The sequence below is a fragment of the Rhodosalinus sp. genome, assembly GCF_046542825.1.
Classification (GTDB): Bacteria; Pseudomonadota; Alphaproteobacteria; order Rhodobacterales; family Rhodobacteraceae; genus Rhodosalinus.
Map to the genome: position 1 here is coordinate 1 of NZ_JBKHAQ010000090.1, position 11624 is coordinate 11624.

Sequence of the window (11624 nt, forward strand, 5' to 3'; positions counted from 1 at the left end):
GCGTCCAGTTGTTGAGGCAGGTTTCATACAGGCAAGAAACCTATCGAGCAGTGCCTCCCTTATAAGCAATCCGGCGCCGGCCGCCAAGCTAAAAGTTTGAAAACCCACGGCGGACGCGATACGTTGGGCCCAAGAAAACAAGGGCACACGGGCAGTGTTGCAAAAATGCGATCAGTGATTTTCCGTCTCGGCCGGGCCGCCGCAGGGCTTGCGGGCGTTCTGGCAACCGCTGCGACCACGGCTGCCGCGGCGCCGCAGCATGGCATGGCTATGTATGGCGAGCCCGCCCTCCCACCGGATTTTGTGTCGCTGCCCTATGCGAACCCCGACGCGCCCAAGGGCGGGCGCATCGTCTTTGGCGAAACGGGGGGATTCGACACGCTCAATCCCTTCACCCTCGCCGGCACGGCGCCGTGGCAGTTGCGCTTCCTCGCCTACGAATCCCTCATGGGGCGAAGCTGGGACGAGCCGTTCACTCTTTACGGTCTTCTCGCCGAATCGGTCGAGACGGGACCCGACCGTGAATGGGTGGAATTCACCCTGCGGCCAGAGGCGCGATTCTCCGACGGCACACCCGTCACGGTCGAGGACGTGCTCTGGTCCTACGAGATCCTGGGCACGGAGGGGCATCCGCGCTACCGTGCGCTCTGGGACGCGACCGAGACGGCCGAGGCGACGGGGCCGCGCAGCGTCCGCTTCACCTTCTCTTCGGACAACCCGGAGCTTGCGCTTCTTGCCGGGCTGCGCCCGATCCTGAAGAAGGCGCAGTTCGAGGGGCGCGACTTTGCCGCCGGGCGGCTTTCCGACATTCCGATCGGCACCGCGCCCTATGTCGTGGGCGACTTCGAGCCGGGCCGCTCCCTGACGCTCGAGCGCGACCCGGACTACTGGGGCGCCGACCTGCCCTTTCGCGCGGGCACGCACAACTTCGACACCATCCGCTACGAGTATTTCGGCGATTCGGCGGCGCTGTTCGAGGCGTTCAAGGCGGGCATGCTGACCGCGCACCGCGAGTTCAACGCCGACGCCTGGGAAACGCGCTACGATTTTCCGGCGGTGCGCCGCGGCGAGATCGAGAAATCCCGCATCCCGCATGGCCGCCCCTCGGGCATGACGGGCTTCGTGATGAACACGCGGCGCGACCTCTTCGCCGACTGGCGCGTGCGCGAGGCGCTGCTCGCCGCCTTCAACTTCGAGGCCGTCAACGACACGCTCACCGGCGGGCGGCAGCCGCGCATCACCTCGTATTTCTCGAACTCCGAACTGGGGATGCGTTCCGGGCCGGCAGAGGGCAGGGTGCGCGCACTGCTCGACCCCTTCGCCGATGAGCTTCTGCCCGGCACGCTGGAGGGCTACGCGCTGCCCGAAAGCGACGGCACGGCGCGCAACCGCGCGGGCCTGCGCACCGCGACGCGGCTGCTCGCAGAGGCCGGCTGGCGGGTCGAGGACGGGCGGCTGGTGGACGCGAACGGCAGGCACTTCGCCTTCGACCTGCTGATCCGGCAGGGCGCGCAGGAGCACCAGGCCATCGCCGACATCTACGCCCGCACGCTGGAGCGGCTGGGCATCGAGATGACGATCACCACCGTGGACGACGCGCAGTATACCCGGCGCACCAGCGCCTTCGACTTCGACATGACGCCCTATCGCGTGGGGCTGTCGCTGTCGCCGGGGACCGAACAGCGACTCTACTGGTCGGCCGCGGCGGCGGACACGCCGGGCTCGCGCAACTGGATGGGGATGCGGTCCGAGGCGGCAGAGGCGATGATCGACGAGATGCTGAACGCCGAAAGCCGCGCGGAGTTCGTCGCGGCCACCCGCGCGCTCGACCGCATCCTGACCGCGGGGCGCTATGTGATCCCGTTCTATCAGTGGACGGAAAGTTACATCGCCCATGCGGCGGACCTGAAATACCCCGACACGCTGCCGATCTACGGGGACTGGGCAGGCTTCCTGCCCGATGTCTGGTGGCACGAGGAGACAAGGGAATGATCCGGGCAATCGCGCTTCTGGGGCTGGTGGCGGCGCTTTCGGGCTGCGCGACCATTGACGGCGTCGGGCAGGACATCTCTGGCGCGGCGCGCACGGTGCAGGGCTGGTTCTGGTAGGGAACGGGGCGCGCGCGGGCGGCGTTCACGGGGCAACAGGAGGGAGCCCCGAGATGGACTGGACCGAGATTCGCGCCGACTGGCCTGCCTATGCCCGTGTCATCGCCCAACGCTGGCCCGAGGTGGCAGAGGCCGACCTGCTGGCGCTTGACGGCGAGCGCGAGGCGGTGATCGACACGATCGCCCGCGCGACCGGCATGGAGCGCACCGTGGCCGGCGCCGAACTGGTGGAATGGCAGATGGGCGAACCGCCCGTCGACGTGCTCATGGACGAGACGCGCGACAACGCGAACATCCGCGAAAGCGCGCGCCACATCCCCGAGGGCGAGGATCCGCTGGCCGATGACGACGCCTTCGGCGACGAGCGGGTGCCCGACCCGCCGATGGGGCGCGACTGACGCGGCCTTGCGCGCGGGCCGCGCGCTCCGTAGCAAGGGCGGATGCTGTCCGTCTTCGATCAGGGGGCGCCGCCGCCCTGCCCCGCGCCCTTCAATCTTGCCGCGCATGTCCTGGCGCCGGCCGCACGCCTGCCCGACAAGGTGGCGCTCGCCGTTCTTGGGCCGTCACGCTCGGAACGCTGGAGCTACGCGCGGCTGGAGTCGGCGGTCAGGGGCACGGCGACGGGCCTCTTGCAGGCAGGCCTTGTTCCCGGCGATCTCGTGCTGCTGCGGCTCGACAACACGGTGGACTTCCCGCTGGCCTTCCTCGGCGCCATTGCGGCGGGCATCGTGCCCGTGCCGCTTTCGGCCGCGCTGACCGCGCCCGAGGTCGCGCGGCTGGCCAGGGCTCTGTCGCCGGCGGCGATGCTGCACGACGCGGGGCTTGCCGCGCCGGATACGCTACGTCGCATCCCCCTGCCCGACCTGCGCGCGATGCGCGATCTGCCGCGGGCCGAATACGCGATGGGCGATCCCGAGCGGCTCGCCTATGTCGTTTTCACCTCCGGCACCGCGGGCACGCCGCGCGCGGTGATGCACGCCCATCGCGCCGTCTGGGCGCGGCGGATGATGCACGAGGGCTGGTATGGCCTCACGCCCGAAGACCGGCTGATGCACGCGGGCGCCTTCAACTGGACCTATACGCTGGGCACCGGGCTGCTGGACCCGTGGAGCCTGGGTGCCACGGCGCTGATCCCGGCATCGGGCACTGATCCCGCGACCCTGCCGCTGCTCCTGTCGCGGCACGACGCGACGATTTTCGCCGCCTCTCCGGGCGTTTACCGAAAACTCCTGAAGCATTGGGGAAAGACCCGCGCGCCGCGCCTGCGGCATGGCCTTTCGGCGGGGGAAAAGCTGACCGATGGCACGCGCGCGGACTGGGAAACCGCCACCGGAACAGCGGTTTACGAAGCCTACGGGATGTCGGAATGTTCCACCTTCGTCTCGGCCGCGCCGGGCGCCCCTGCCCCGCCCGGCACCCTGGGTCGGCCGCAGCCGGGGCGGCGGTTGGCGATCCTGGGGCCGGATCACCGGCCTGTGGCAATCGGCGAGACCGGCACCATCGCCGTCGCACGCGGCGATCCGGGCCTGATGCTGGGCTACATGGGCGCGCCGGAAGCGACCGCCGCGCGCATGGCGGGCGAGTGGTTCCTGACCGGCGACCTGGGCGCGATGGACGAAAGCGGCGCCATTGCCTATCACGGGCGGGCCGACGACCTGATGAACGCGGGCGGCGTGCGCGTCTCGCCGGCCGAGGTCGAGGCGGCGCTGGGCGCCTTTCCGGGGATCGAGGCGCTGGCCGTGACGGACGTGGCGCTCAAGGACCAGGTGCGGGTCATCGCCTGCTTTTACACCGCGCCGGAACCGCTTGACCAAGAAGCACTTTCCGCCTTCGCTGCCGAGCGACTGGCGCGCTGGAAGCAGCCGCGCCTCTGGATCAGGACCGCCGTGCTGCCCACGGGACCGAACGGGAAGCTCTCACGCCGCAGGCTGCGCGAGACATGGGACGAAACGATTGCGGAGGCCGCCAATGGTCAAGCTTGACATACTCTCCGACCCGATCTGCCCCTGGTGCTACATCGGAAAGGCGCAGCTCGACCGCGCGCTCGAGGCCGAGCCGGACCACCCCTTCCAGATCGAATGGCACCCCTTCCAGCTCAATCCCGACATGCCGCCCGAAGGCATGGACCGCCGCGCCTATCTGGAGGCGAAGTTCGGCGGGCAGGATGGCGCGGTAAAGGTCTACTCCCAGATCGCCGAACACGCCGAGGCGGCGGGGCTTTCGATCGACTGGTCGAAGATCGAGCGCACGCCCAACACGCTGGACGCGCACCGCCTGATCGGCTGGGCGGGGATCGAGGGCTGCCAGACCGCCGTCGCCTCTGCCCTCTTCCGCGCCTATTTCCAGGACGGGCGCGACATCGGCGACCACGAGGTGCTGGCCGACATCGCGGATGCGCGCGGCATGGACGCCTCCGTCGTGCTGCGCCTGCTGGCCTCCGACGCCGACCGCGAAGAGGTCGCGGCCCGCGACAAGGCCGCACGCGAGATGGGCGTGACCGGCGTGCCCACCTTCATCGTCGCGCGCCAGCACGCGGTGCCCGGCGCGCAGCCCACCGAGCTCTGGCGCAAGGTGATCGGCGAACTGAGGGAGCAGACGCAGGAATGAGGCTCGTCAGCGCGCTCACCATCGTCGGCACGCTGGTCGCCATCATCGCCGGCGGCACGGTCTTCTTCCGATACGTCGAGGGGTGGAGCTGGCTGGATGCCTATTTCTTCACGGTGGTCACGCTCTCGACCGTTGGCTACGGCTCGCTCGTGCCCGAGACGGCGGCGGGCAAGATCGGGACCACCGTGATGATCTTCGTGGGCCTCAGCGTCTTCATCGTCGCGGTCCAGCAGTTCGGCAGCTTCGCCATGCGCAAGCGGCAGGAACATACCAAGTGGCTGATCGGACAGTGGGGCCACGGGCGCAACGATCGTCACCCGCACGACGGGGACGGCAATGGCTAGGTCGCTGGCGTCGCTGCGCGCGATGTGCTAGCGGCGCGCGGCATCCCGAGGTTTCCCATGCCCCCGTCCAGACAGTCGCAGCCCGAATTCGTCGCGCTGATGGCGATGATGTTCGCGATCATCGCCTTTTCCATCGACGCCATGCTGCCAGCCCTGCCGGAGATCGGGCGGGCGTTGACACCCGAAGATGTCAACCGCGCGCAACTGGTGGTCACCGTCTTCGTGCTGGGGATGGGCGTGGGCACCTTCTTCACCGGCCCCCTGTCGGACGCGCTGGGGCGCAAGCCGGTGATCTACGGCGGCTTCGCGCTCTACATCGTGACCGCCGGCATCGCCGCTGTGGCCACCTCGCTCGAGATGCTGCTCGTCGCGCGGTTCCTTCAGGGGCTGGGCGCCGCCGCGCCGCGGATCGTGGCGGTGGCCATCGTGCGCGACCTCTACGCGGGCCGACGCATGGCGCAGATCATGTCCTTCGTGATGATGGTCTTCACGCTGGTGCCAGCGGTGGCGCCGCTGATCGGCGCGGGGATGATCGCGCTGGCCGGCTGGCGGGCGATCTTCGTGGCCTTCATGCTCTTCGGGCTGGTGGCGCCGATCTGGATGGCGCTGCGGCTGGAAGAGCCGCTGCCGCGCGAGATGCGCCGCCCCTTCCGCATGCACGCGCTGACCACGGCGGCGGCCGAGATCGCGATGAACCCGATGGTGCGCCTGTCGATCCTGGTGCAGGCGCTGGTCTTCGGGCAGATGTTCTCGATGCTGGTCAGCGTGCAGCCGGTCTTCGACGTGACCTTCGGCCGGGCGGAGAGCTTTCCGCTGTGGTTCGGCGTCGTCGCCGTGATCGCGGGCAGCGCCACGCTGCTCAACGCGCTTCTGGTGATGCGGCTGGGGATGCGGTTCCTGATCACCGTGGCGCTCGCCGCGCAATGCGTGCTCTCTGGTGCGATGATCGCGATCATCCTGGCAGCGCCGCCCGATCCGCTCTTCTTCGCGCTCTTCGTGATCTGGCAGACCTCGCTCTTCTTCCAGGTCGGGCTGACGGTGGGCAACATCAACGCCATGGCGATGGAGCCGCTGGGCCACATCGCGGGCTTCGCCTCGTCGATCATCGGCGGGCTCTCTACCGTTCTCGCGGTGATGCTGGCGATCCCGGTGGGCCTGATGTTCGACGGCACGCCCCTGCCGCTGGCCACGGGCGTGTTCGTCATGGGGGTGGCCGCGCTGGTGCTGATGCTGCGACTCAGGATGATCGAGGGGCGGGCCGCGGCGCGGGCGTGAGCACCGGGCGCGCATCTGTATACCGCCGCATACCATCTTTTCAAGCGCCGGTTCCTCGGCTAGAAGGCGCGCGAACGCGCTCATCGGAGGACCCGCGCCCATGGCCAAGATCAAGGTAGAGAACCCCATCGTCGAGATGGACGGGGACGAGATGACCCGGATCATCTGGGACTTCATCAAGCAGAAGCTGATCCTGCCCTATCTCGACGTGGATCTGCTCTATTACGACCTCGGGATCGAGGAGCGGGACCGCACCGACGACCAGATCACGATCGACGCCGCGGAGAAGACCAGGGAAGTGGGCGTCGCGGTGAAATGCGCGACCATCACCCCCGACGAGGCCCGCGTCGAGGAATTCGGGCTGAAGAAGATGTGGCGCAGCCCCAATGGCACGATCCGCAACATCCTGGGCGGCGTGGTCTTCCGCGCGCCGATCATCTGCCGCAACGTGCCGCGCCTTGTGCCCGGCTGGACGCAGCCCATCGTCATCGGGCGCCACGCCTTCGGCGACCAGTATCGCGCCACCGACTTCCTGATGCCGGGGCCCGGCAAGCTGACCATCCGCTTCGAGGGCGAGGACGGCGAGGTGATCGAGCGCGAGGTCTACCAGTCGCCCGGCGCCGGCGTGGCCATGGCGATGTACAACCTCGACGAATCGATCCGCGACTTTGCCCGCGCCTCGATGAACTATGCGCTCGGCATGGGCTGGCCGCTCTACATGTCGACCAAGAACACCATCCTCAAGGCCTACGACGGCCGCTTCAAGGACCTGTTCCAGGAGGTCTTCGAGGCAGAGTTCGAGGCGAAGTTCAAGGATGCCGGCATCACCTACGAACACCGGCTGATCGACGACATGGTGGCCTGCGCGATGAAGTGGAACGGCGGCTTCGTCTGGGCCTGCAAGAACTACGACGGCGACGTGCAGTCCGACACCGTCGCGCAGGGTTTCGGCAGCCTTGGCCTGATGACCAGCCAGCTGATGACGCCGGACGGCCGGATCGTGGAATCCGAGGCCGCGCACGGCACCGTCACCCGCCACTACCGCCAGCACCAGCGCGGCGAGGAGACCTCGACCAACTCCATCGCCTCGATCTTCGCCTGGACCGGCGGGCTCAAGCACCGCGCCAAGCTCGACGGCAACGAGGATCTGCGCCACTTCGCCGAGACGCTCGAGCGCGTGGTGGTCGAGACGGTGGAATCGGGCCACATGACCAAGGACCTCGCCCTGCTGGTCGGCCCCGACCAGGGCTGGCTCACCACCATGGGCTTCCTCGAGAAGGTGAGCGAGACCCTCGACAAGGCGCTCGGCGCGGCATGAGGGCCGCCCGGGGGCGCTGCCCCCGGACCCCCGGGGTATTGGGGGACCATTGAAAGGGCGGGCGCGCGGCGGGGACCGGGCGTCCGCACGAGGAGGCGGCGATGCAGCTTCTTTCCACCCCGCCGCCCGACCGGCACACGCCGCTCGAGGATGCGCAGGGGCTGATCGTCGGCGCGGTCATGGTGGCACTGGCGGTGCTGATGCTGCGGGCGGGCGATCTCGTGACGGGGCAGATCGCTGGGCTGGCGCTGGTGGTGAGCTACCCGACGGCCTGGCCCTTCGGCGCGGTCTTCTTCGTGCTCAACCTGCCCTTCTACGGGCTTGCGATCCGGCAGCTGGGCTGGCGCTTTACCATCAAGACCTTCGCCGCCGTCGCGCTGATGAGCGCGCTGGTCGAGGCGCTGGCGCTTGCCGTGCCGCTGGGCGCGGTGCCCGCGCCGGTGGCGGCCGTGCTCTTCGGCGTGCTGGCGGGCTCCGGCCTGCTCACGCTCTTCCGGCACGGCGCCACGCTGGGCGGGGTCGGGATCGTCGCGCTCTGGCTGCAGGACCGCGGCACGATGAAGGCGGGGCAGGTGCAGCTGATCTTCGATCTCGGCGTCTTCGCGCTGGCGCTGGCGCTCTTTCCCTGGCCGGTGGTGCTCTGGTCGCTGGTGGGCGCGGCGATCCTCAACACGATCATCACCGTCAACCACCGCCGCGACCGCTACATCGCGCGCTCGTGAGCCTTGCCGCAGGGGAAGCGTTTGGCGCGCGGCGGCGCTGCGCTATCCTCATGCAGGCGGAAGAGGGGGAGTGCGCGCATGGAACTGCGGGTCAACGGGCAGACCCATGAGGTCGATGTCGAGGAGGACATGCCCCTCCTTTGGGTGCTCAGGGACGAACTGGGGCTGACCGGCACGAAATACGGCTGCGGCATCGCGCAATGCGGCGCCTGCACCGTGCATCTCGACGGTGTGGCGGTGCTGTCGTGCCAGACCTGGGCGGGTGACGCCGCGGGCGCGGAGATCACCACCATCGAGGGACTGGGCACGCCCGAGGAACCGCATCCCGTGCAGGCCGCCTGGATCGAGGCACAGGTCGCGCAGTGCGGCTACTGCCAGCCGGGCCAGATCATGCAGGCGGCGAGCTTCCTGCGCGAGGTGCCGGAGCCCTCGGACCGGGACATCGACGAAGCGATGGGCGGGAACCTCTGCCGCTGCGCGACCTATCCGCGCCTGCGCGCGGCAGTGCGCGACGCGGCGGCGCGGCTGCGTGAGGCCTGAGCGATGGCGAGCATCGGCAAGATCGCGCGGCGCAGCTTCCTCGTCGGCAGCGTGGCCGTGGCGGGCGGTGTCGCCTTCGGCTACTGGCGGTACCGTGCGCCCTATCCCAACCCGCTGGAGCCCGGCGAAGGCGCGGTGGCGCTGAACCCCTGGGTGGTGATCGACGGCGAAGGTGTGACGCTGATCACCCCGCGTGCCGACAAGGGACAGGGCGCGGTGCAGGTGCAGGCGGCACTGCTGGCCGAGGAGCTGGACGTGGACCCGGCCGAGGTGCGCACAAGCTTCGGCCCGCCGGCGCCGGTCTACTACAACTCGGAGGTGGTTTCCGAGGGGATGCCGGTCGCGGCCAGCGACGACGGCATCATCGCGCGCCTCATGCGCGGGGGCGTCAGCGACGCGGCGGGGAAATTCCTTGGCATGCAGGTCACCGGGGGCTCGACCACGGTGCCAGACGGCTACGAGAAGCTGCGCCGCGCGGGTGCCGTGGCGCGCGAGACGCTGAAGCGGGCAGCCGCCGCGCGAACGGGAACCGATGTCGCGGAGCTGCGCACGGACGCCGGTCAGGTGGTCCTGCCCGACGGGACGGCCATCCCCTATTCCGATCTGGCCTCCGAGGCGGCGGAGGTCGAGGCGCCGGATTTCGTGGCCCTGCGCGATCCCTCGGAATGGCGCATCCTGGGCCAGGCGGTGCAGCGCATCGACATGGCCGCCAAATGCACCGGCACGCAGGACTTCGGCATCGACCACAGGCAGGAGGGCTTGCTTCACGCCACCGTGCGCACCCATCCCGGCTGGGGCGACAGCGTGGCCGCCATCGACAGCCGCGAGGCCGAAGGAATGCGCGGCGTGGAGCGCATCGTGCAGATCACCGGCGGCGTGGGGGTGATCGCCGACAACACCTGGCGCGCGATGCGCGCGGCAGAGGCGGTGCGGATCGACTGGGGCCCCTCGCCCATCGCCGAGAGCTCGGACGCGATGTGGGACGAATTCGCCGGCTCCTTCACCGACGACCGCCGCGACAGCCGCTTCAAGGACGAGGGCGACGTCGAGGCGGCGCTGGAGGGCGCCGAGGTGCTGGAGGCTGAGTATCGCGTCCCCTTCCTCGCGCATGCCCCGCTCGAGCCGATGAACGCCACCGTGCAGGTCGGCGGCGACCGGGTGGACGTCTGGACCGGCACGCAGATCCCGCGCTTCGTGCAGGATCATGTGGCCGAGATCGTGGGCGTTCGGCCCGGGCAGGTGCATGTTCACAACATGATGATCGGCGGCAGCTTCGGTCACCGGCTCGAGGATCTGCATGTCCGGCAGGCGGCCGAGGTGGCGATGCGCGTGCCGGGCCGGCCGGTCAAGATGACCTGGAGCCGGGAAGAGGACATGGCGCACGATTTCCCCCGCACCATGCAGCTTGCCCGGATGCGCGGCGCGGTGCGCGACGGCCGGGTCGAGGCCTACGACCTCTCCATCGCCGCGCATTCGACCATGGCAAGCCAGGGCCCGCGCTCGGGCATACCGGCCTCCGGTCCCGATGTCGCCATCGTCGCGGGGGCATGGGATCAGCCCTTCGCCATCCCCAACTACCGCGTCACGGGCTATCGCGTGCCGGGCGGCGTGCCGGTGTCGTCCTGGCGCTCGGTCGGAGCCTCGGGCAATGGCTTCCTGCACGACGGCTTCCTGGACGAGCTGATCCATGCCGCCGGCGCCGACCCGCTGGAAGAGCGCATCCGCCTGTGCCGGCACGCGCCCTCGCGCCGGGTGCTGGAGGCGCTGGGCGAGATGTGCGGCTGGGACGGGCCGACGCCCGGCGAGGGCCGCGGGCGCGGCGTGGCCTACTGTCTGTCCTTCGGCGTGCCCACGGCCGAGGTGGTCGAGGTGACGGCCACCGGGGACGGCATCCGCATCGACGCCGTCTACATCGCGGCAGAGGTCGGCCGCGTGCTCGACCCGGTGAACTTCGAGGCGCAGATGACCGGCGGCGCGCTCTTCGGGCTGGGGCACGCGATGTTCTCGGAACTCACCTTCGCGGGGCACCGGGTGGAGCAGCGCAACTACGATCTCTACGAGACGCTGCGCCTGCCTCAGGTGCCCAGGGTGATCGAGGCCCGCGCGCTGGAGACGACGGAGGAGATCCGCGGCATCGGCGAGCCGCCCGTGCCGCCCGCCGCCCCCGCGCTCGCCAACGCGATCTTCGCCGCGACGGGGCAGCGGCTGCGCGAGATGCCGTTCTCGAAGTCGGTGCGTTTCGTCTGAGGTGGCCGAAGGCGCCGGGTGTTTGCCGGCTGGCGAATGCTCGACAGCTTGGCACTGCTCGGCCCGCAGTGGCGCGGATTTCGCGTTAGAGGCAGGAGAACGCCGCGGAGGTTCGATGTCCAGTCCGGTTCATCCGGAGAGCACGGAACCGGCCACTACGGGCTTGCCCCCCTGATCCCAACGGCCTTGGCCTTTGACCGCATTGGCATATTCTCGTGTGGCAGTCGAGCGCAGGATGGCGGTGTCGTTGGCGAAGAATTTCCGGGCAGCGCATCATCGCGCGCCGATGTCCTCGCCGGTTTCGAACTCGGAAATGGCGAGGCGGTTGGTGCGCAGGCGGGGCCAAACTTCTCGATGGGATCGAGTTCCTGGACATATGGCGGCACCGGCAGGAGGGTGAGCCAGTCGGGCACCTTCGGGGCTTTTGGACCCCCGCCAGCCGGCGCGGTCACGGACGAAACGG

At 69.4% G+C, this 11624-nt stretch carries 11 protein-coding genes; all 11 read left to right on the forward strand.

The annotated features are described in order from the left end of the window. Positions 1–165: 165 nt before the first annotated feature. The 11 genes from ACLFOB_RS11495 (at position 166) to ACLFOB_RS11545 (ending at position 11161) form a co-directional block, all read left to right on the forward strand. A complete protein-coding gene (locus ACLFOB_RS11495) occupies positions 166–1992 on the forward strand; it encodes an extracellular solute-binding protein (protein WP_410915806.1) in 1827 nt (608 codons plus the stop codon). Further along, complete coding sequence (locus tag ACLFOB_RS11500) at positions 1989–2108, forward strand: entericidin EcnA/B family protein (protein WP_410915805.1); 120 nt, start codon at positions 1989–1991, stop codon at positions 2106–2108. Before ACLFOB_RS11495 ends, ACLFOB_RS11500 begins: the two co-directional genes overlap by 4 nt. 53 nt (positions 2109–2161) lie before the next feature. Beyond that, positions 2162–2506 carry a hypothetical protein gene (locus tag ACLFOB_RS11505; RefSeq protein ID WP_410926153.1) on the forward strand — a complete coding sequence of 115 codons (345 nt, stop codon included), beginning with the start codon at positions 2162–2164 and terminating at the stop codon, positions 2504–2506. Positions 2507–2548: 42 nt separating this feature from the next. Beyond that, on the forward strand, positions 2549–4090 hold the full coding sequence (locus tag ACLFOB_RS11510; RefSeq protein WP_410926154.1) for a class I adenylate-forming enzyme family protein: 1542 nt from the start codon (positions 2549–2551) through the stop codon (positions 4088–4090). Next, complete coding sequence (locus ACLFOB_RS11515) at positions 4077–4715, forward strand: DsbA family oxidoreductase (protein WP_410915802.1); 639 nt, start codon at positions 4077–4079, stop codon at positions 4713–4715. Before ACLFOB_RS11510 ends, ACLFOB_RS11515 begins: the two co-directional genes overlap by 14 nt. Continuing rightward, positions 4712–5059, forward strand: coding sequence for a potassium channel family protein (locus tag ACLFOB_RS11520; protein WP_410915801.1), 348 nt, complete (start codon positions 4712–4714; stop codon positions 5057–5059). The genes ACLFOB_RS11515 and ACLFOB_RS11520 overlap by 4 nt, the downstream gene beginning before the upstream one ends. Before the next feature lie 57 nt (positions 5060–5116). Beyond that, positions 5117–6334 (forward strand): multidrug effflux MFS transporter, encoded by a 1218-nt coding sequence (locus ACLFOB_RS11525; RefSeq protein WP_410915800.1) that lies wholly within the window; start codon positions 5117–5119, stop codon positions 6332–6334. Positions 6335–6434: 100 nt separating this feature from the next. Next, a complete protein-coding gene (locus ACLFOB_RS11530; protein ID WP_410915799.1) occupies positions 6435–7652 on the forward strand; it encodes an NADP-dependent isocitrate dehydrogenase in 1218 nt (405 codons plus the stop codon). Positions 7653–7753: 101 nt separating this feature from the next. Then, the gene (locus tag ACLFOB_RS11535; RefSeq protein ID WP_410915798.1) at positions 7754–8374 is read left to right on the forward strand and encodes a YitT family protein; all 621 of its coding nucleotides are present in this window, start codon (positions 7754–7756) and stop codon (positions 8372–8374) included. 78 nt (positions 8375–8452) lie between these two features. Beyond that, positions 8453–8914 carry a (2Fe-2S)-binding protein gene (locus ACLFOB_RS11540; RefSeq protein WP_410915797.1) on the forward strand — a complete coding sequence of 154 codons (462 nt, stop codon included), beginning with the start codon at positions 8453–8455 and terminating at the stop codon, positions 8912–8914. Positions 8915–8917: 3 nt separating this feature from the next. After that, positions 8918–11161 carry a molybdopterin cofactor-binding domain-containing protein gene (locus ACLFOB_RS11545; RefSeq protein WP_410926155.1) on the forward strand — a complete coding sequence of 748 codons (2244 nt, stop codon included), beginning with the start codon at positions 8918–8920 and terminating at the stop codon, positions 11159–11161. Positions 11162–11624: the final 463 nt, after the last annotated feature.